The sequence below is a fragment of the Winogradskyella rapida genome, assembly GCF_042675845.1.
In the GTDB taxonomy this organism is placed as follows: Bacteria; Bacteroidota; Bacteroidia; order Flavobacteriales; family Flavobacteriaceae; genus Winogradskyella; species Winogradskyella rapida.
Window position 1 is genome coordinate 1884123 of record NZ_JBHTKM010000063.1, and the last position, 18699, is coordinate 1902821.

General features: G+C 35.1%; 23 protein-coding genes and 1 pseudogene. 21 read left to right on the forward strand and 3 right to left on the reverse strand.

Annotated elements, in window-relative coordinates; all coding sequences use genetic code 11:
* The first annotated feature begins 150 nt into the window (after positions 1-150).
* The 6 genes from ACFQ13_RS15465 to ACFQ13_RS15490 all read left to right on the forward strand — a co-directional run bounded on the left by ACFQ13_RS15465 (position 151) and on the right by ACFQ13_RS15490 (position 3759).
* Positions 151-324 (forward strand): hypothetical protein, encoded by a 174-nt coding sequence (locus ACFQ13_RS15465; RefSeq protein ID WP_386118907.1) that lies wholly within the window; start codon positions 151-153, stop codon positions 322-324.
* 34 nt (positions 325-358) lie between these two features.
* Positions 359-532 carry a hypothetical protein gene (locus ACFQ13_RS15470; RefSeq protein ID WP_386118910.1) on the forward strand — a complete coding sequence of 58 codons (174 nt, stop codon included), beginning with the start codon at positions 359-361 and terminating at the stop codon, positions 530-532.
* 33 nt (positions 533-565) lie between these two features.
* A complete protein-coding gene (locus ACFQ13_RS15475; protein ID WP_181858349.1) occupies positions 566-739 on the forward strand; it encodes a hypothetical protein in 174 nt (57 codons plus the stop codon).
* 33 nt (positions 740-772) lie between these two features.
* A complete protein-coding gene (locus ACFQ13_RS15480) occupies positions 773-946 on the forward strand; it encodes a hypothetical protein (protein WP_386118917.1) in 174 nt (57 codons plus the stop codon).
* Positions 947-1038: 92 nt separating this feature from the next.
* Entirely contained in the window at positions 1039-3087 is a 2049-nt protein-coding gene (locus ACFQ13_RS15485; RefSeq protein ID WP_386118920.1) for a tetratricopeptide repeat-containing sensor histidine kinase, read from the forward strand.
* Positions 3088-3090: 3 nt separating this feature from the next.
* Positions 3091-3759: a response regulator gene (locus ACFQ13_RS15490; RefSeq protein WP_114308398.1), complete on the forward strand. Its 669-nt coding sequence runs from the start codon at positions 3091-3093 to the stop codon at positions 3757-3759.
* 262 nt (positions 3760-4021) lie between these two features.
* On the opposite strand, the gene ACFQ13_RS15495 is transcribed toward ACFQ13_RS15490, so the two are convergent.
* The gene (locus ACFQ13_RS15495) at positions 4022-4363 is read right to left on the reverse strand and encodes a DUF456 domain-containing protein (protein ID WP_386118923.1); all 342 of its coding nucleotides are present in this window, start codon (positions 4361-4363) and stop codon (positions 4022-4024) included.
* A 112-nt stretch (positions 4364-4475) separates the two neighbouring features.
* On the opposite strand from ACFQ13_RS15495, the gene ACFQ13_RS15500 reads away from it, so the two are divergent.
* Entirely contained in the window at positions 4476-4952 is a 477-nt protein-coding gene (locus ACFQ13_RS15500) for a hypothetical protein (protein WP_386118926.1), read from the forward strand.
* 2 nt (positions 4953-4954) lie between these two features.
* Here the strand turns inward: ACFQ13_RS15500 and ACFQ13_RS15505 are convergent, their stop codons facing one another.
* On the reverse strand, positions 4955-6082 hold the full coding sequence (locus ACFQ13_RS15505) for a glycosyltransferase family 2 protein (protein ID WP_386118929.1): 1128 nt from the start codon (positions 6080-6082) through the stop codon (positions 4955-4957).
* A complete protein-coding gene (locus tag ACFQ13_RS15510; RefSeq protein ID WP_386118931.1) occupies positions 6076-7050 on the reverse strand; it encodes a hypothetical protein in 975 nt (324 codons plus the stop codon). Before ACFQ13_RS15510 ends, ACFQ13_RS15505 begins: the two co-directional genes overlap by 7 nt.
* A gap of 27 nt (positions 7051-7077) precedes the next feature.
* Here ACFQ13_RS15510 and ACFQ13_RS15515 point away from each other — a divergent pair, with 27 nt between their 5' ends.
* The 14 genes and pseudogenes from ACFQ13_RS15515 to ACFQ13_RS15580 all read left to right on the forward strand — a co-directional run bounded on the left by ACFQ13_RS15515 (position 7078) and on the right by ACFQ13_RS15580 (position 18480).
* Positions 7078-7716 (forward strand): cell envelope biogenesis protein OmpA, encoded by a 639-nt coding sequence (locus ACFQ13_RS15515; RefSeq protein ID WP_386118934.1) that lies wholly within the window; start codon positions 7078-7080, stop codon positions 7714-7716.
* A gap of 4 nt (positions 7717-7720) precedes the next feature.
* Positions 7721-8275: a crossover junction endodeoxyribonuclease RuvC gene (gene ruvC / locus ACFQ13_RS15520; RefSeq protein ID WP_386118937.1), complete on the forward strand. Its 555-nt coding sequence runs from the start codon at positions 7721-7723 to the stop codon at positions 8273-8275.
* Between the two features lie 41 nt (positions 8276-8316).
* Positions 8317-8682 (forward strand): hypothetical protein, encoded by a 366-nt coding sequence (locus tag ACFQ13_RS15525; protein WP_386118939.1) that lies wholly within the window; start codon positions 8317-8319, stop codon positions 8680-8682.
* Between the two features lie 29 nt (positions 8683-8711).
* Positions 8712-9842: a radical SAM family heme chaperone HemW gene (hemW, locus tag ACFQ13_RS15530; protein ID WP_386118941.1), complete on the forward strand. Its 1131-nt coding sequence runs from the start codon at positions 8712-8714 to the stop codon at positions 9840-9842.
* A 118-nt stretch (positions 9843-9960) separates the two neighbouring features.
* The gene (locus ACFQ13_RS15535) at positions 9961-10710 is read left to right on the forward strand and encodes a cyclase family protein (RefSeq protein WP_386118944.1); all 750 of its coding nucleotides are present in this window, start codon (positions 9961-9963) and stop codon (positions 10708-10710) included.
* Positions 10711-10757: 47 nt separating this feature from the next.
* The gene (locus tag ACFQ13_RS15540) at positions 10758-11366 is read left to right on the forward strand and encodes a DUF4230 domain-containing protein (RefSeq protein ID WP_386118947.1); all 609 of its coding nucleotides are present in this window, start codon (positions 10758-10760) and stop codon (positions 11364-11366) included.
* A gap of 11 nt (positions 11367-11377) precedes the next feature.
* Positions 11378-11735 (forward strand): annotated as a pseudogene (locus tag ACFQ13_RS15545) (MmcQ/YjbR family DNA-binding protein).
* Positions 11736-11957: 222 nt separating this feature from the next.
* Positions 11958-12368, forward strand: coding sequence for a response regulator (locus tag ACFQ13_RS15550; RefSeq protein WP_114308410.1), 411 nt, complete (start codon positions 11958-11960; stop codon positions 12366-12368).
* Entirely contained in the window at positions 12368-12907 is a 540-nt protein-coding gene (locus tag ACFQ13_RS15555) for a heme NO-binding domain-containing protein (RefSeq protein WP_386118950.1), read from the forward strand. The genes ACFQ13_RS15550 and ACFQ13_RS15555 overlap by 1 nt, the downstream gene beginning before the upstream one ends.
* The gene (locus ACFQ13_RS15560) at positions 12907-15249 is read left to right on the forward strand and encodes a PAS domain-containing sensor histidine kinase (protein WP_386118953.1); all 2343 of its coding nucleotides are present in this window, start codon (positions 12907-12909) and stop codon (positions 15247-15249) included. The genes ACFQ13_RS15555 and ACFQ13_RS15560 overlap by 1 nt, the downstream gene beginning before the upstream one ends.
* A gap of 2 nt (positions 15250-15251) precedes the next feature.
* Positions 15252-16385: an FIST signal transduction protein gene (locus tag ACFQ13_RS15565; protein ID WP_386118956.1), complete on the forward strand. Its 1134-nt coding sequence runs from the start codon at positions 15252-15254 to the stop codon at positions 16383-16385.
* Complete coding sequence (locus ACFQ13_RS15570) at positions 16385-17449, forward strand: sensor histidine kinase (protein WP_386118958.1); 1065 nt, start codon at positions 16385-16387, stop codon at positions 17447-17449. The genes ACFQ13_RS15565 and ACFQ13_RS15570 overlap by 1 nt, the downstream gene beginning before the upstream one ends.
* Positions 17436-17753: an Hpt domain-containing protein gene (locus ACFQ13_RS15575; RefSeq protein ID WP_386118961.1), complete on the forward strand. Its 318-nt coding sequence runs from the start codon at positions 17436-17438 to the stop codon at positions 17751-17753. Before ACFQ13_RS15570 ends, ACFQ13_RS15575 begins: the two co-directional genes overlap by 14 nt.
* A gap of 10 nt (positions 17754-17763) precedes the next feature.
* Complete coding sequence (locus ACFQ13_RS15580; protein WP_386118964.1) at positions 17764-18480, forward strand: LytR/AlgR family response regulator transcription factor; 717 nt, start codon at positions 17764-17766, stop codon at positions 18478-18480.
* Positions 18481-18699 lie beyond the last annotated feature (219 nt).

An 18699-nucleotide genomic window follows, 5' to 3' on the forward strand; every position in this document is an offset into this window, starting at 1 on the left:
GTCGTAAATTCTGATACCGTAGTTCCAACCGATGATGCACCAACGTACAAAACGTACTCCCCAAAAGATTTACTGGCTACAGACAAGAAGAAGAAAATCTTAGAAACACACGCTTAATCTTAATTCCTAATTCAAAAACCTACAATCCTTATGAAAACTTTAAAAATCACTTTCGCTTTAATTGCCATCTTAGTCTTAGCAGTCTCAGTCTTAAATTCTGATACGGTAGTTCCAACTGACGATGCACCGACGTACAAAACCTATTCTCCAAAAGATTTACTAGCTACAGACAAGAAGAAGAAAATCTTAGAAACACACGCTTAATCTTAAATCCCTAATTCAAAAACTTATAATCCTTATGAAAACTTTAAAAATTACTTTCGCCTTAATCGCCATCTTAGTATTAGCAGTCTCATTCGTAAATTCTGATACCGTAGTTCCAACCGATGATGCACCAACGTACAAAACGTACTCCCCAAAAGATTTACTGGCTACAGACAAGAAGAAGAAAATCTTAGAAACACACGCTTAATCTTAATCCCTAATTCAAAAACCTACAATCCTTATGAAAACTTTAAAAATCACTTTCGCTTTAATCGCCATCTTAGTCTTAGCAGTCTCAGTCGTAAATTCTGATACAGTAGTTCCAACTGATGATGCACCGACTTACAAGACTTATTCTCCAAAAGATTTACTGGCTACAGACAAGAAGAAAAAAATCTTAGAAACACACGCTTAATCTTAATCCCTAATTCAAAAACTTATAATCCTTATGAAAACTTTAAAAATTACTTTCGCTTTAATCGCCATCTTAGTCTTAGCAGTCTCAGTCGTAAATTCTGACAACGTAGTTCCAAGTGACGATGCACCGACTTACAAAACGTATTCTCCAAAAGATTTACTGGCTACAGACAAGAAGAAAAAAATCTTAGAAACACACGCTTAGTATTTGAGAGACAGGAGGATTTGTAAACCTTCTATAGGGAAGAAGAATCTATATTATAATTTTAGTCTATTTTTGATATAAATCAATAGACCTTGTTGAAACAAATCATTTTTATAGGCTTCCTATGTTTTGGTAGCATTCTATACCTTGGAGCTCAAAACAAAGCCCTTAACCAAATAAATGCCTTAATTGAGCAGTCGCAAGACCTGAATTTTGATGCGAATCAGCGTCTAGAATTTGCGCTTCGATCATCGGAACTGGCCACAGAGACTCAGATAGATTCTTTGATTTTAAAAGCGAATAGAAATTTGTCTGTGTCTTATTTTCATTCAGAATTATATGATAAATATATAAGTCTTAACCGTGGAAATTTTGAACTTGCTAAGAAGCTTAACGATTCAAGCTCTATAATTGTAGCCGCCTCCAATTTGGGTTCGTCGTATCGTTATTTTGAAGAAAATGATAGCTCTTATTACTTTTATTCCCAATCCTTAAAATATTTTTCACCCAACGAAATTTCTGAAAAAAAGGCGACCGCCTTACTTTATATTGCCGATATCCTTCAGATTGAAAAAATCTATGCGGGAGCTGAAGAATCTGCCATTAAATCTATTCAAATTCTAAGTAGACTCCCTAAAAACAAAGTTCGATCCGATAAATTATGGAATGCCTACAATCTTTTAGGGATTATTTCTAAAGAACTAGGACATTACCAAGCGGCTATTGATTATTACGATAAGTCTAATGCCTATACCGATATTATTGATGATGGCTATCTCAACGAAATTTATTCCATTAATAACAAAGCGGGCGTTTATAGAAGAATGGGCGATTATGCTAAAGCCATAGAACTTTACGAATCCCTTTTAGAAGCCCGGAACCAGTATGAAGGTGAGGATCCGTCCTTTTATGCCACAATACTAAATAATGTAGCCGATACAGAATTAGAATCGGGTAACTATAATTTTGATACTGTTCAAGGGCAATTCAGCGATGCTTATCGTATGGCGAATGATTTGGATGACGACGTGCTTAAAATGAACGTCGCACTGCATACGGCAAAGTTATACAAGGAGGAGCAAGTCTTAGATTCCGTGGTTAAATATGCCAATGAAGCCTTAACGATTTCTTATGAAGTATCGTCTAATGAAATTAAGCAAGAAGCTTTGCTATTACTTGCTGATACCGATGATGGCGACAAAGGAAAATACTATTTAAAAGAACATATTAGAATTTCAGATAGTTTGCTGGAGGTTGACCATGCCGTAAGAAATAAATATGCCCGTATAGAATTTGAAACTGATGAATTAGAGGCTCAAAATGAAAGAATAGAAGCTGAAAATGCACAAATCTCTAAAGAAAATCTGTATTTAGTGATGCTAACTTTAGGTGTAATTTTCTTTGCGATTTTGCTCTATATCGTCATATTACAACGGGTAAAAAATAGAAAGTTAGAAATGCTGCAGATGCAGCAGAAAGCCAATGAAGACATCTATAATTTAATGTTGGTGCAGCAAGATAAAGTTGATGAAGCCCGAGCGAAAGAAAAAGTTAGAGTGTCTAAAGAGTTACATGATGGTGTTTTAGGGCGACTTTTTGGTATTCGCCTAAGTTTAGATAGTATTAACTTAAAGGAAGGTCAAGATGCGGTGTTAACCCGCGCAAAGTATATTCAACAGCTTCAGAATGTAGAACAGGATATTCGGAAAATTTCTCATGAATTAAATACCGATTTTGTCTCTGGATCAGGATTTATGGATATTGTTCAGGAGTTGGTTGAAAATCAGGCTGTAGCTTATGATTTAGCGTACAGCTTTAAGTTTACGGATGATATTGATTGGGATGAGATTTCAAATAAAACGAAAATCAATATTTATAGAATTATTCAAGAGTCGATGCAGAATATCTATAAACACGCCAATGCAAACCAAATTGAGATTAGTATTTCTTTAGAAAAAGGTTTAATTTGCTTAAATATCACAGACGACGGTGACGGTTTTGATAGTTCAAAAACGAAGAAGGGTATTGGCTTAAAAAACATGAAATCGCGCGTTGAAGATATAAACGGAACCATCACTTTTACCTCTGAAAAAGGAAATGGTACCCTTGTAAATGTAAAATTCCCCTATATAAATTTATAATTCATGGAACACATTAAAATATTAATGGTCGATGATCATCCGATTATAATTGAAGGCTATCAAAATGTATTGACGGCCACTAAAAAGGACGATCAAACCCTGTATATTGACACCGCGAATAATTGCGATACGGCAGTAGCAATGATGGAACGTGCTTCTAAAAAATACCCTTATCACGTCTGCTTTTTTGATATAAGTTTACCCGGATCGGAAGATGGAAAGTATGCCTCTGGAGAAGATCTCGCTTTATTGGCTAGAGAACTTATGCCAAGAACTAAAATCGTTATTTTAACGATGTTTAATGAGACCTTCCGTATTCATAATATCGTTAAAGAAATTAACCCAGATGGCTTTCTTATAAAAAGTGATTTAACGTCTATGGAATTGGCTGATGGCTTTCAGCAAATTTTAGAATCGCCTCCCTATTACAGCAGCACGGTACAGAGTTATATAAAAAAGACCATTACAAGTGATATTTACGTTGATGATATCAACAGAAAAATTCTACATTTATTAGCACAGGGTATTCGTACTAAAAATCTCAATGAATATTTTGATATTTCTACCAGTGCTATTGAAAAACGAAAAAAACAGCTTAAAGTTTTGTTTGAAATCGAGGATGGAAAAGATGAAACGCTACTAAAAGAAGCTCGTGAAAAAGGCTATTTATAAATAAAAATGTTAAAAAATAGCTTTTTTAGTATTTTTAAAACGCTTGAAACCCCAGTAAAATAAGGGAAGTACGGTTTTACCACAACAGGGTTACGGTTTTTCCGCAGTTCAAAGTTAAATGTGTTATATATCTTTGTACCATCAGCAAAAGTTAATTAATCCCTTATTAAGTTATTGTTGAATTAATAGCAAGAAAAACAAGCCTAGTTATCTCTTATATAACTAGGCTTTTTCTATTTTTTACGGCTAATACCAGGCCGAATTATGGTCTGATAACTCCACAATAAAGCAGCCCAAATAAATGAGGACCACTATAAATTTTAAAAGTTGAGGCTATAAATCCTAAGAATGTTCCAAAGGCCGCTTTTAAGGCTTTATTAAAATCATTACGATGTAGCTCGCCAATAAGCGCACCATTAAAAGGCCCAATGATGATACCAAAAGGAATTGGTGAAATTAAACCGATAAGCAATCCTAAGGTAGTGCCAAGCATTCCGGCTTTGCTACCGCCAAAACGTTTGGTACCCATAGCGGGAATAATATAATCTAAGACATAAATAAAAATAGCAAAAAGGAGGGTGACGATTAAAAAAGTTAGACTCAAGCTTACGCCTTCAGTAAAATGAAGCACTAGACCATAGCGTTCCACCTAAAAGGGAACTGTCTCATTACTTTTTGAATAAAATATCGTACTTTTCGCTATCAGAATACTCGTAATGAATCGAATTGTTTGTCTTTTAATCTTACTTATTGCAACCTCTTGCAATTATTTTGAAAAGAAAAAAGTCTATCCTGAAGATTTGCTTGAAGAAGAACTGCAAACCTTTAATTGGAACGAAGTTGACACGTATCCTACTTTTGGAAATTGTGAGGCCTTGATAGAAAAAGAGGACAAGCGCGATTGTTTTCAGAACACCTTAATAGGAAACGTGAATAGCTATTTAGCAGCACAGAATCTTTTTGTTACTAAAGATGTTAACGACACCATTAGACTTCAGATTATTATTGATAATAACGGGAAATTAAACATAAGCTCTATGGTCATTGCACCGGAAACGCGTCAGGAAATTCCAGAAATTGATAGTCTCTTACATCAAAGTTTAATGCACTTACCCACCATTTATCCGGCTATTAAAAGACGCCAAGAGGTGACCACAGCTTTTGAGCTGCCTATAATCGTCAATATTCAATAAGCTTACTGTTTAAAACGGCGCCCCTTCCATTGGTAGGTGGTAAACAGCGATAACAAAGCAATACTAACGTTAAACAGAGGATATAAAAAACTCGACAACAAATAAGCGCGAAGCTGCGATTCCTGTTTAAAAAATCGCGTCGTTTTATATAAGAGCATAAGGTCTATACTCCATTTTAAAACCAATAAGGATAAGCTAATTTCTATTGGAATATAAGGCCATATTAATGCAATAAGCAAAGCTAAAAAGACAAGGTTACCAGCAAAAATTACAAGACCCACCAGTTTTGAAAACCAAAATTTATATCTACTTGCCTTAGAGGCCCAGCGAATACGTTGTTGAATTAAACTTTTAAAATCTTCTGCTAAACGGGTAGAAACAGTAGCGTTTTCAGCTTTTAAGTAATGCACGTTCTGCGGCGTATGGTCTACAAATTTTTCAAGAAGAAACATATCGTCGCCACTAGCAATATTGGTATTCCCTTCAAAACCATTAACGGCCTCAAAAGTCGTTTTCCGATACGCAAAATTGGCACCGTTACACATCAACGGTTTATGAATACCAAAACTCCCTATTGTGGCACCCTGTAAACTTAGTACATCTAAGGTCTGAAAGCGGTTAAAAACAGAAGTCTCGCCGTGATAATTTACTGGCGCTACAATACAATCAGACTGTTGATTTTGAATGTAACCATCAAAAGTGTCTAACCATAACTCAGGTAAAATGCAGTCGGCATCAGTTGTTACAATCCACTCGTGTTTTGCAAAAGCAATAGCGGTAGTAATCGCATCTTTTTTTGGAGAATTTGAGGTTCTTTGGTTGTTAATAACCCTAATGGTTTTGGAGGTTGAAGAACGTTGACGTTCTATCACCGCTAGCGAGGCATCCCTAGAATCGTCATTAACCAATAACACCTCAAATAAGGCGTCGGGGTAATTTAAGTTTGAAATGGAAGCGAGTAATTGGGGTAAGTTTTCAGCTTCATCTCTAAAAGGAATGATCACAGTAAAACGTGTTTTAGCTTCCGTATGTTGAAATCTCGGTGTTGGCACCTGATCAAAACCATAGCGCAGTAGGCCTATTACAATGACGTAGGCTAGGATGCTGCAAATAAAAAAGACGACTAACATTGTTTGATCAGTTTCGGAGTTTTAAATGTAAGTACAAAATAACTACCAAGAATACTCGGGCCTACAAAGTTGAATAGCCACATCAGTGTGGTAATCGCTAAAATAGTGAGTTCGTTTACGTCTAAAAACCCAAATAAAAATACAGCAAGACTGCCCTTTATAACGACGTCAAAAATAGAAATTGCAGGGATTATTGAAGCCAAAAGATACAGGCTTGTAATACCAATCATAGCTTCGGTGTAGGATATAGACGTATTAAAAATTTGTAGTAAAACATAAAATTGAAAAGAGAATATAAGATAGCGCACTGAGGCATATAGCAGGGTTTTAAGTAAGCGGTGACGCTCTATGGATTTATAAAAATTAAAAACAGCACGTATAGAAAAGCCTTTAATTTTAAACCGTTTACTTTGGGTTAATCCCCAAACCGTAACCCCACAGGCCAAAAGCACGAGGCTATAAAATAGAATCTTAGAATAATTTAGAGTTAAGGTATAGCGTTGTATAAAGCATAAGAGCCCTATAAAACCTAAAACGGTGGTAACCCCCATTTGTGCCAGATTTCCTAAAAGATTGAGGAGTACTATTTTTTTACGTAAGGCTTTTGGGTAAAATAAGGCTTTGGCGCCATAATCACCAATACGGTTGGGGGTTATTAAAGAAGCGGTAAGCGCTCCTAAACTTTGTTCCGTAGCCATTTTTAAGGTGATTGGAGATAGGGGGGCAACTAAGTTTTTCCATTTTAAGATTTCAAAAAACCAGTTTAAAATGCTTAATAGTATTAGAAACCCGATGAATTTAAATGAAAAAACAGCGTTTTCATTTAAAAAAGCCATAAATTCATTCCACTGAAAATCATTGTTTTCAGTTAATTTAAGAGATATAAAATAGAATGCTAGCCCTACAATACTCAGCTTAAGGAGTAAAACCAATAATTGCTTAGTTTTGTAGTGTTTATTGAGATTCATAGTACAAATAAAATCAAAAACTTAGAGATGCAGTACGCTTTTAAAAAATACATTTTTATTTTGGCTTGCCTTGTGATGACTTTTACAAGTTACGCCCAATATAGTAAAACGTCTAAATGGAAAGCTCTATTTGCGGTGGGCCTTAATTACGCAACTACGGATGGCTTTGTGGAGGGTTCCTATGCAAAATCTGTAAATTTCCCTACCGTAAATTTAGGGGTGCAACATATGCTTACTAGCCGTTATGGTGTAAAATTAGATTTTGGCTTTAACCGATTTAAAAATGCAAGTGAGACTCCAGAATTTAAAATTAACTACTCTCGTATTAATGCCCAATTTGTCTTTGATCCTACCGAGTATCTAGGATTTCTACCACTCCGAATACGTACCGTTGTGCATGCTGGCCCGGGAATTAGTTTTGCTAAACCTTTGGGGACTTTAAAGGAAAATAAACAAACTTATGCCAATCTTTTAGGCGGTTTAGAATTGCATTATGCTATAAACGAAAAGGTGGCCGTCTATAGCGATGTGGCTTATATTTATGGTCTAACGTCTTTAGAGGATTACGATCCGGCACTTACGGGGCTTGGGGCTTTTAATGGTAGTGTTTTTAACCTTACCTTTGGCTTGGCTGTTTCTTTGGATGGCTGCCGATACTGTAATTAAAAGCATGATTAAAGAGAAAATTATTTTAGGGATTGATCCCGGAACCACAATTATGGGCTTTGGACTCATTAAAGTGGTAGGTAAGAAGATGGAATTCTTACAGTTAAATGAACTTATGCTGAAAAAGTATGATGATCCCTACATTAAATTAAAACTTATTTTTGAACGTACTGTAGAGCTTATAGATACTTATCACCCAGATGAAATTGCTATTGAAGCACCCTTTTATGGGAAAAACGTTCAAAGTATGTTGAAATTAGGAAGAGCACAAGGTGTGGCTATGGCGGCAGGCTTGTCTCGCGAAGTATCGATTACGGAATACGCTCCTAAAAAAATTAAAATGGCCATTACCGGAAGCGGAAATGCAAGTAAGGAGCAAGTGGCTAAAATGTTACAAAGCATGTTGGGACTAAAATCATTACCTAAAAACTTAGATTCTATGGATGGCTTAGCGGCGGCCGTTTGTCATTTTTATAATGAAGGACGTGTAGAAGTTGGTAAGAGTTATTCGGGTTGGGCTTCTTTTGTAAAACAGAATGAAGATCGTGTAAAAAAATAACTTTTAATCATTACTGCGAAGACAGCAATCTATAGTGTAAAATGAAATACTTAATCATACTTTTAGTTTTCTGCTTTTCATTTTCTTGTTTTAGTCAAGGACAAGTAGAAGCTAATGATATTGCTCACCAAAACTGGTCAAATTCATTAAAAATAAAAGATTCATTAGTCGTAGAATTACTAAAGATTAACTCAACGGATACCACATATATTTCAACTTTTAATACTTCAGAGAAGCTTTGGGAAAGTTTTGTAGAAGGACAGTTTCGGCTTAAATTTCCTGAATATGAGTCTTGGGAAACTAGAAAAGAAATCTATGGAAGTCAGTTTGATATGCTGTATTATCAGTTTATGAAATTCTATTGCGATTTGAGGATTGCAACTTTATATGATTTGATTGAAGAATAGAAAACATCAATTTGAATATTAAAAACAAAATGGCAGGCATATACATTCACATACCATTCTGCAAGCAAGCGTGTCATTATTGCGATTTTCATTTTTCTACTTCCATGAAGAAAAAGGAAGACATTGTGCAAGCTTTAGCTAAAGAATTAGAACTTCGGAAATCGGAATTTGAAGCGATAACTGTTGAAACTATTTATTTTGGAGGCGGAACGCCTTCTGTTTTATCAAATAATGAAATTCAGTTTATTATTGATGCTGTTTACAAACATTATAAAGTTTCTGAAAACCCAGAAATAACTCTCGAAGCTAACCCAGATGATTTATCTAAACAACGTATTATAGAACTTTCTAAAAGCCGAATTAATCGCTTATCTATAGGGATTCAATCCTTTTTTGAAGCCGATTTAAAACTAATGAATCGGGCACATAATGCCCAAGAAGCAAAAGTCTGTTTAGAAGAAGCTACAAAGTATTTTGATAATATTTCCTTAGATTTAATCTATGGTATACCAGGAGCGACTAATGCCCAATGGCTAGCCAATATAGAAATGGCATTAAGTTTTGGTATTCCTCATATTTCTAGTTATGCTTTAACCGTAGAGCCTAAAACGGCTTTGGCCGCATTTATAAAAAAAGGCGCTATTGCCAATGTAGACGATGATCAGGCGCATGAACAATTTCACCTCCTAAAGGATCAATTAGAGGCGGCCGGATTTGTACATTACGAATTGTCTAATTTTGGTAAAGAAGGCTACTTTAGTAAAAATAATACGGCTTATTGGCAGTCCAAATCTTATATTGGTATTGGGCCGTCTGCACATTCGTTTAATGGAAAACAACGAGGGTGGAATATTAATAACAATTCAAAATACCTCGCTGCTATTGCTGCTAATAAACTTCCAATAGAGCTTGAAACTTTAACCGACACCGACCAATATAACGAATATGTGATGACTGGTTTAAGAACCATTTGGGGTGTTTCTATAGCAAAAGTTCAGCGCGATTTCGGAACAGAATTTAAAGACTATCTCCTTAAAAATGCAGAGAGTTTTCTTTCTCAAGGTTTATTAGATCTTAAAGACGACCACTTATGCGTCACTAAAAAAGGGCAATTTTTGTGCGATGGTATTGCTTCTGAGCTCTTTAGGTTGAACGCCTAGGAGGATCCTTTAAATTACAATTAAAATAAAGTAGTTTTGTAAGACACATTTTTTGAAATTTTAGACCAATAGAGACTCAAACATTAATTAAAGATTAGTGTTCGTAAATTTAGCATCGATGATAACAACCATACAATACAATTCCAGAAAGTTAAAAATAGATTTAAAGCAACCTTTAGATATTTCAATTCCATTAACGGGTAAAGCTAGTAATGTGAATGCTTGGTATATTGGGCCGCCTAAAATTGAACCAGAAACAACAGAAGGAAAAACCATAAGTGTAGCTGATGGGGCGGTGGTTAATTTCAATACCATAACGTTTAATCCGCATGCTCATGGAACGCATACCGAAACCGTTGGGCATATTACAGAGAAAACATATAGCATCAACAAACATTTAAAACAGTTTTTCTTTTTAGCTGAGGTGGTTACCGTAGCTCCAGAAAAATTGGATGAGGATTATGTGATTTCTAAAAAGCAATTGCAATTTGCTTTAGGAAATAAAAAGCGAGAAGCCATTGTAATCCGTACGCTGCCTAATACTAAGGAGAAGAAGTCTAGACAATATTCTCATACCAATCCGACGTATTTATTAGAAGATGCGGCCAATTATTTAAAAACGAAAGGCATTAAACATTTGCTTATAGATTTGCCAAGTGTTGATAAAGAGAGTGATGGAGGCGAACTTTTAGCGCATAACGCGTTTTGGAATACAAAAGGGAAATTGCGTTTAGATGCAACCATCACAGAATTTATTTATGTGTCTAATAAAATTGAAGACGGAAAGTACATACTTAACCTTCAAATTGCTCCTTTTGAAAATGACGCCAGTCCTAGCAAACCAATCTTATACAAAGTTATGGAGTAGTCTTATGTGACCTCTATAAGTAACTTGTGTCCTATAATTAAAGCACTATGGAAACCTTTATTATCATCATTATCAGTATCCTTGTAACGCTAGGATTGGTTACGGTTTATAAAGCGTGGAAAACCCAAAATGAAGCTAATGAACAGTCCATTTTACTTTTAGATAAAATAAAAAGGGTTTGTAAGTTTGTTACTGTGGAAGGGGATTTCGCTGAAATTTACCATTATGAAGATGTAAAGGCCAAGTTTTTAAAACTTATTTCTAGTCGTAAAAAAGCCCTAGTGGTTATTAATGCGAAAGCCTATGTGGGTTTTGATTTAAGTAAAATAAAAATGCAGGCTAATGCGAAGACCAAAACCGTAGTTTTATCGCATTTCCCTGAACCTAAAGTTTTATCTATAGAAAGTAATATTAATTATTACGATAAAAGAGATGGGATGTTCAATCGGTTTGAAGCCGCAGATTTAACGGATCTTCATACCAAAGCTAAAGCTCATATTATAGATAAAGTGCCAGAAAGTGGCCTTTTTAATGTGGCAAAGCAAGAGGCTCTAGAGGCTATCCATCTTATTGAGAATTTGGTGGAAACCATTGGTTGGAAGATTGATTATTCCGCTTTAAAGATAGACGGCGAGACTAATAAAACATTAAAGTAAAATGCTTTGTTATGGATATTGAAGCTTACCGAGCATATTGTTTAACTAAAAAAGAAGTTACCGAGCATTTTCCGTTTGATAAAGATACGCTTGTGTTTAAAGTGTGTGATAAAATGTTTGCACTAACCTCTTTAAAACAATGGGAAGAAGGTGAGCCTTTTGTGAATTTAAAGTGTGATCCTGATTACGCACAAGAATTGAGAGCGGAATACCAAAGCATCAAACCAGGCTATCACATGCATAAAAAACTGTGGAATAGTGTATCTCCGCAGCGGTGAACTTTCTGTAGCCCAGATAAAAGAACTTATAGACCACTCCTATGCCATGGTGGTCAAAGGCTTGCCAAAAAAGCTAAGAGATACCCTTTAAGAGTTCCTGTAAATAGCGCTTCTCGGGCTATGTTTTTTGAAGGCTTTAACCTGTATGACTTGTGGGTTTATAGGCGATTTCGGCTATTTAGCTCATTTTTGCATTTCCATTAGTCGACACTTTTCTACCATCCGTCGACACTAAAAGCCAGTCAACCGAATTAAAAAATAGGATTAAATCTATAGTTTTAATTTAGTCCGGTATTAAAACCCCCTTTAGGCGATGAAAACCCTTAATATTTTACTTATTGAAGATGATATGATTGAAGTTATGAAACTTAATCGTGCTTCAGCTTCTTTACAATTAAAACATAATATTACCGAAGCTAATAACGGAGAAGAAGCTTTAAAAATCCTTGAAAATAAAGATAGTTTACCTGATATTATTTTATTAGATTTAAACATGCCAAAAATTAGTGGTATTGAATTTTTAAAAATTTTAAAAGCAGACGAACGTTTAAAATATATCCCCACTATTATTTTAACCACTTCTAATAACCAGAGAGATCTATTAGAGTGTTTTAAAATTGGGATTGCAGGTTATGTTTTAAAGCCTTTAAAGTATGAGGATTATGTTTTTAAAATTGATAAAATTCTTTCGTATTGGAGTATCAATGAATTAATCACGGTGTAATGAAAGGTATTGTCTTTACAGAATTTTTAGATCTGGTAGAAGAAAAGTTTGGTTTAGAAATGGTAGATAAAATTATCACCAGTTCAGAGCTAGAATCTGAAGGTGCATACACCTCAGTGGGGACCTATCGCTTTTCAGAAATGTTGCAACTCTTGCAGCATCTTAGTGCAAATACAGGGATTTCTATAGACAACCTTCTTCTGGTTTATGCGGAACATTTTTTCGGTGTTATAGAAGACAGTTATCCGGGTTTGTTAGCGACGTATAAAGATCCGATAGAGATGTTATCTTCCATTGAAAATCATATTCATATAGAAGTAAGAAAGATCTATCCTGATGCCGAACTTCCAACCTTTAAGGTGATAGACAAAACCGAAAATTCGCTTGTTATGGATTATAAATCGAGTAGAGCGATGCATCATTTCGGACTGGGTTTAATGAACAAAACGTTTGAACACTTTAATACAACAGCCACTATTGAATTAGAAAAAATAAAAGAAGACGGTACTGAAGTCCGATTTATTATTACTAAAAATTAATGAGTGAAGCCCAAACAGACATTTTAAAGCGCGCCTTAGAGCGTGAAAAAAAAGCAAGAAAAGCTGCTGAAAAAATCCTTGAAGAGAAATCTAGAGAACTCTACGTCACTTCACAACACTTAGAGGAATTATTAGACGAAAAATCCACACAACTTCAAGGCGTATTTGAAAATATCGTTGATGCCTTTGTCTTAATGGATATTAACGGTCATATTTTAAAATTTAATGAAGCCGCAACCCGATTGTTCGGTTATGATATTTCAAGCGAAAAAGTAAATGTTATAGACCTGGTGCATAAAGATGATTATCAGTATGCCATGGTTTGTTTTGAAGAATTAAGGACTAAAGGTTTCTTCAAAAATTACGAAGCCCGTATTTACACTAAAAATAAAGCCGTAAAATGGGTTCATATCAATGCGAGTGTCGTCTACGACAAAAATAAAAAACCAATAGCAGCACAAGGTATTGTTCGCGATATTACCCAAGAAAAATTATTAAAAAGAGAGCTAGAAGAACAAAAAAACCAATTGAGTATTATTATCAATAATTCTCCTATTGGTATTTCACTTTCTAAAACCGACCATGTGGGCTTGTTACAAATTAATCAGGCCTTAATTGATATGTTAGGTTATACCGCAGAAGAACTTAAAACGGTAAAAGCCCAAGATATAACACACCCCGATGATGAAGCCTTGACGGTTAAACTTAGAGAGCAACTTTTTAATGGGGAGATTGATAAATACAATTTAGAAAAACGATATATTAAAAAAGATGGCGATATCTTTTGGGCAAAAACCAATGTTACAGCGGTTAGAGATGCTAAAGGTGAAATTGAATATCAAGTCGCTACCGTAGAAGACGTTTCTAAAGAACGGGAAGCCAAAGAAAAACTTATTGAATCCGAAAACAGACTGTCCACCCTAGTCTTAAACTTAGATAGTGGTATTCTTTTAGAAGACGAAAATCGTAAAGTGGTGCTTACCAACCATAAATTTTGCGAACTCCTAAATATTGATATTGCCCTTGGCGATCTGTATGGTATGGACTGCTCAGAAGCTGCAGAACAGAATAAAACCTTATTTAAAGATCCGGAGGCGTTTGTGCAACGCATGCATGTTATTGATGAGGCAAAAGAAGCCGTTTTCGGAGATGAATTAGAAATGTTAGATGGTAAAATTCTAGAACGCAACTACCTGCCCATTACTATTGGAGAACAGTCTAAAGGTTTCCTTTGGACCTTTACAGATGTAACCTTAAAACGTTCCTATAGCAAGAGTTTAGAAACTCAAAAACAAAAATATTATAGCATTATTGCCAATATGAATTTGGGCTTAGTAGAGGTCGATAATGATAATAAGATCTTAATGGTCAACCAGAGTTTTGTGGAAATGTCCGGGTATTCGGAGTCCGAATTATTAGGGGAAGATGCGAGTGCTTTTTTCAATAGTGAAGAAGCTGTAGATATCATCGCTATAGAAAATGAAAAACGTCAACGCGGGCAATCCAACTCCTATGAAGTTAAGGTGAAAACCAAGACCGGAGATGACCGATATTGGCTTATTAGTGGCGCTCCTAATTATGATATTAAAGGGAAAGTTGTTGGCTCTATTGGCGTGCATATAGATATTACAGAACTAAAAACCTTAGAGCTTCAAAAAGAAAAATTACTTCTAAAGTTAGAGCGTAGTAATGACGAATTACAAGAATATGCGCATATCGTTTCGCACGATTTAAAATCGCCATTACGCAGTATTGATGCCTTAGTTAATTGGCTAAAAGAAGATAATAAAGACCAGCTTGATGCGGTAAGCCTTAAAAACTTTGAGCTTATAGAAGCAACGCTAGAAAAGATGGAACAGCTAATTTCTGATGTTCTCGATTATTCAAGTGTGGGGACAGAAGCCAATACCAAAGCAGAAGTAGACCTAAGTAAAAAACTTCGCAACATTCTGTCTATGCTTTACATTCCAGAGCATATAAGTATACATACCGTTCACCCATTACCTATGGTGCATGGGGATGCCACAAAACTTCAGCAATTATTTCAGAATTTAATAAGTAATGCTATAAAGTTTATAGACAAGGAAGAGGGCCGTATTATTATAGATTTCGAAGATTTAAAAAGTCATTATAAATTTTCAATTCAAGATAATGGGATGGGAATAGAGAAACAATACCACGATAAGATTTTTAAAATCTTTCATGCCTTAAATAAGAGTAAAGACTCTACAGGTATTGGGTTGTCTATTGTAAAGAAAATTGTGGATTTACACGAAGGTCAAATTTGGTTAGAAAGCGAGCCTCAAGTGGGGACTACGTTTTACTTCACCCTTAAAAAATAAAAATGAAAACAGTTCAATTAGTTAAACACAGTCAGGAAGACTGGGTTTATGTTGGTAAAGCACAGCCTTTAAAAGCCCCTTTGGTTTTAGTTTTTGGTAATCGCTTATTGCTAGAAGATCCCTTAATTTACCAAGAGATTAAAGCGCTATTTCCAGATGGACATCTTGTTTTCGGATCTGCTTGTGCAGAAATTTCACTGCGTACGGTGAATGAAGATAGTATAACGATTACCGCGATTGAATTTGAGAAAAGTAAATTCATGATTAAGACCAGCAACGTCTTAAATACAGATTTAGACTGTTTTAAAACTGGTAAGGATCTCATTAATCAATTTCCGTCGGAAGGTTTAAAAAATGTGTTTGTGATTTCTGAAGGAAGCTTTATCAACGGAAGTCAACTTACCAAAGGAATGAGCGAACCCAATGATGACAATTTGTTAATTACTGGAGGGTTGTGTGGAGATGATACCCGATTTGAAAAAACACTAGCCTCTTATAATGAAAACCCAAAAGAAGGTGAAATTGTAGCTATCGGATTTTATGGGGAAAGCTTAGAAATATCCTTTTCTATCTATGGCGGATGGACGCCATTTGGTCCAGAACGCACGGTAACAAAATCTGAAGGCAATGTGCTTTATGAATTAGACGGGCAGCCTGCACTAGATTTGTACAAAACCTATTTAGGTGATAAGGCTAAAGATTTGCCAGGAGCGGCCTTGTTATATCCTTTAAATGTAAAATCAGAAGATGAAAACCACGCTATAGTACGTTCTATTTTAAATATCAATGAAGAAGAGAATGCTGTTATTTTAGCCGGAGATATTAAAGAAAACTCTCAAGTACAACTGATGATGACCAATGTAGATCATATTGCAAATGCATCAGAACGGGCAGCGAAACAAGCCTTAGAATTTAGAGAAAACAAACCTGAAGTTGCCTTATTGGTCAGCTGTATTGGTCGTAAATTGGTGTTAGACCAACGCGTAGAAGAAGAGATTGATGAGGTTATTGAAATTTTAGGAGAAGGCACTACGATAAGTGGGTTTTATAGTTATGGAGAGATCGCTCCTTTTCATGGCGAAACCGCTTGTCAGTTACATAACCAAACCATGACGATAACGCTAATTAGTGAATAATGAATTCGTTACTAAAACGGCAAATACGAAAATATTTAAGTGAAGATTTAAAGGCGCATAAAGATTTAGAAAAATTTCTTTCGGCTGTGGATCGTTCCTATAATAATTTCGATGAGCAGTCTACGATGATTCAAAGGGCTATGTCTATTAGTTCCGATGAGCTTTTTGCGGCCAATAAAAAGTTACAAAACGAAGCAAAAGAGCAACAAGAACTTATAGATAAACTTAAAGACGTTATCAATACGCTTAAATTTTATAATCTAAAAGAAAGTGAAAAAGCCGATGCTGTGCCGTTAACAGGTTCAGAATTGGTGAGTTTTATAGACCAGCAGACTAAGGAGATTATTGAAATGAACAAGCAAAAAGAATCGCTTTTAGATGAATTGGCCCATCAAAACCAAGAATTAAGTGATTATGCGCATATGGTGTCTCACGATCTAAAATCTCCCTTAAGAAGTATAGATGCTTTAACCGCTTGGTTAAAAGAAGACTATAAAGCTGCCTTTGATGCGCATGGTCAGCAAACGCTAGACCTTATTAGAACCAATGTAGAAAAAATGGATACCCTTATTAATGGTATTTTAGAATACTCGACCATTGGTAAAGATCAGATGGAAGTTTATGATGTAGATCTTAACAAACTCGTGGACCATATTTTAAGTAGTATTGAAATTCCAAAACATATTACAGTCACCAGAGCCACGTTGCCCATTCTTCAAGGTGATAAATACCGTTTGCAACAACTTTTTCAAAATTTAATAGGAAATGCAATTGCCTATAATGATAAAGCCCAGGGGCTTATAGAAGTGGGAGCCATTGAACAAGGGGACTATTGGAAATTTTTTGTCAAAGATAATGGTAAAGGTATTGATACTGTTTATTTTGAAAAAATCTTTAAAACATTCGAAAAACTTGAAAATAACGTAGAATCTACAGGAATAGGGCTGTCTATTGTAAAAAAAATTGTAGATTTATACGAGGGTAAAATATGGCTAGAGTCTACTTTAGGTGAAGGGACAACATTCTATTTTACGTTAAAAAAAGATCGAAATGGAACAGCCTAATTTATCTTATATTCACAGCATGTCTGGCGGAGATAAAGATTTTGAGCAAAAGTTAATTAATATCATCAATGAAGAATTTCCTCAAGAAAAGGAAATTTATTACGCCAATATTGCGGCTAAAAACTATAAACTTACGGCAGACAACGTCCATAAACTTAAACATAAAATTAGTATTTTAGGCCTTGAAAAGAGTTATGAGACTGCAGTAGCATTCGAAAACAATTTGTTAGAAGGCCGTACTACACTTCAAGAAGAATTCGAATCTATTTTAACGACCATGACCAATTATTTGCAACAGTTATAATTAGGAGGACATGAATTGTATTATTATTGATGATGAAGCTACCGCAAGAGCCATTATAGGCCAACTTTGCGCAAGTGAAGATAGCTTAAACATTTTAGAAGAATTCCCTAATGCTATGCAAGCCATAAAATTTTTAAATCAGCATGATGTTGATTTGATATTTTTAGACATTCATATGCCCGATTTTACAGGTTTCGATTTTATTGAAACCCTAAAAAATCTACCCAAAATTATATTAACGACTTCCGATCCTCAGTTTGCTATTCAAGCTTTTGAATACGATTGTATTGTTGATTATTTGGTGAAGCCTATAACACCAGCACGCTTTAAAAAAGCCATTCAAAAAGTTGCAGCCTCTTCGCATAGGCCTACACCTAGTGAAAAGTTGACCTCAGAAAAAGAAGAAAGCACATCTGGCAATGATCTCTACGTGAATATAGACCGACGTTTAATTAAAATAGACATCCCAAGTGTTTATTTAGTAGAAGCGAAAGGCGATTATATTCAAATTAAAACCGAAGATAAAAACTATACGGTGCATTCTACCTTAAAGAAAATCGCTGATAAACTCCCAGACAGTTTATTTCTAAAAGTTCATCGGTCGTATATTATTAATGTCGATAAGATTATTGATATTGAAGATAACAGCGTGCTTATAAAGAAAGACGTTATTCCGGTAAGTCGTTCTAACCGACCAGAACTGATGAAACGTCTTAATTTACTATAAGTACTAATTTATATCCATGCTCATAAAAAAATATAGCCTATCCGGGCTATATTTTTTTGCATTCATCCCACTCAGTTTGGGTTAGCGCGTTTACCATTCGTCTACACATCTCGGTCATCTAACGGGTCAAGATTAGGGTTTAACGAATTAAAACGAAAACCATCTAGATCTCTCTTAATTTTGACACCAGTTCATTAGTTCATTAGATTAATAACAAGA

Bases quoted from the DNA above. Each gene is read 5' to 3' on its own strand.
- ACFQ13_RS15465 (WP_386118907.1), top strand. From the start codon at position 151: ATGAAAACTTTAAAAATCACTTTCGCTTTAATTGCCATCTTAGTCTTA.
- ACFQ13_RS15470 (WP_386118910.1), top strand. From the start codon at position 359: ATGAAAACTTTAAAAATTACTTTCGCCTTAATCGCCATCTTAGTATTA.
- ACFQ13_RS15475 (WP_181858349.1), top strand. From the start codon at position 566: ATGAAAACTTTAAAAATCACTTTCGCTTTAATCGCCATCTTAGTCTTA.
- ACFQ13_RS15480 (WP_386118917.1), top strand. From the start codon at position 773: ATGAAAACTTTAAAAATTACTTTCGCTTTAATCGCCATCTTAGTCTTA.
- ACFQ13_RS15490 (WP_114308398.1), top strand. From the start codon at position 3,091: ATGGAACACATTAAAATATTAATGGTCGATGATCATCCGATTATAATT.
- ACFQ13_RS15500 (WP_386118926.1), top strand. From the start codon at position 4,476: ATGAATCGAATTGTTTGTCTTTTAATCTTACTTATTGCAACCTCTTGC.
- ACFQ13_RS15505 (WP_386118929.1), bottom strand. From the start codon at position 6,082: ATGTTAGTCGTCTTTTTTATTTGCAGCATCCTAGCCTACGTCATTGTA.
- ACFQ13_RS15510 (WP_386118931.1), bottom strand. From the start codon at position 7,050: ATGAATCTCAATAAACACTACAAAACTAAGCAATTATTGGTTTTACTC.
- ACFQ13_RS15515 (WP_386118934.1), top strand. From the start codon at position 7,078: ATGCAGTACGCTTTTAAAAAATACATTTTTATTTTGGCTTGCCTTGTG.
- ruvC (WP_386118937.1), top strand. From the start codon at position 7,721: ATGATTAAAGAGAAAATTATTTTAGGGATTGATCCCGGAACCACAATT.
- ACFQ13_RS15525 (WP_386118939.1), top strand. From the start codon at position 8,317: ATGAAATACTTAATCATACTTTTAGTTTTCTGCTTTTCATTTTCTTGT.
- hemW (WP_386118941.1), top strand. From the start codon at position 8,712: ATGGCAGGCATATACATTCACATACCATTCTGCAAGCAAGCGTGTCAT.
- ACFQ13_RS15535 (WP_386118944.1), top strand. From the start codon at position 9,961: ATGATAACAACCATACAATACAATTCCAGAAAGTTAAAAATAGATTTA.
- ACFQ13_RS15540 (WP_386118947.1), top strand. From the start codon at position 10,758: ATGGAAACCTTTATTATCATCATTATCAGTATCCTTGTAACGCTAGGA.
- ACFQ13_RS15550 (WP_114308410.1), top strand. From the start codon at position 11,958: ATGAAAACCCTTAATATTTTACTTATTGAAGATGATATGATTGAAGTT.
- ACFQ13_RS15555 (WP_386118950.1), top strand. From the start codon at position 12,368: ATGAAAGGTATTGTCTTTACAGAATTTTTAGATCTGGTAGAAGAAAAG.
- ACFQ13_RS15560 (WP_386118953.1), top strand. From the start codon at position 12,907: ATGAGTGAAGCCCAAACAGACATTTTAAAGCGCGCCTTAGAGCGTGAA.
- ACFQ13_RS15565 (WP_386118956.1), top strand. From the start codon at position 15,252: ATGAAAACAGTTCAATTAGTTAAACACAGTCAGGAAGACTGGGTTTAT.
- ACFQ13_RS15570 (WP_386118958.1), top strand. From the start codon at position 16,385: ATGAATTCGTTACTAAAACGGCAAATACGAAAATATTTAAGTGAAGAT.
- ACFQ13_RS15575 (WP_386118961.1), top strand. From the start codon at position 17,436: ATGGAACAGCCTAATTTATCTTATATTCACAGCATGTCTGGCGGAGAT.
- ACFQ13_RS15580 (WP_386118964.1), top strand. From the start codon at position 17,764: ATGAATTGTATTATTATTGATGATGAAGCTACCGCAAGAGCCATTATA.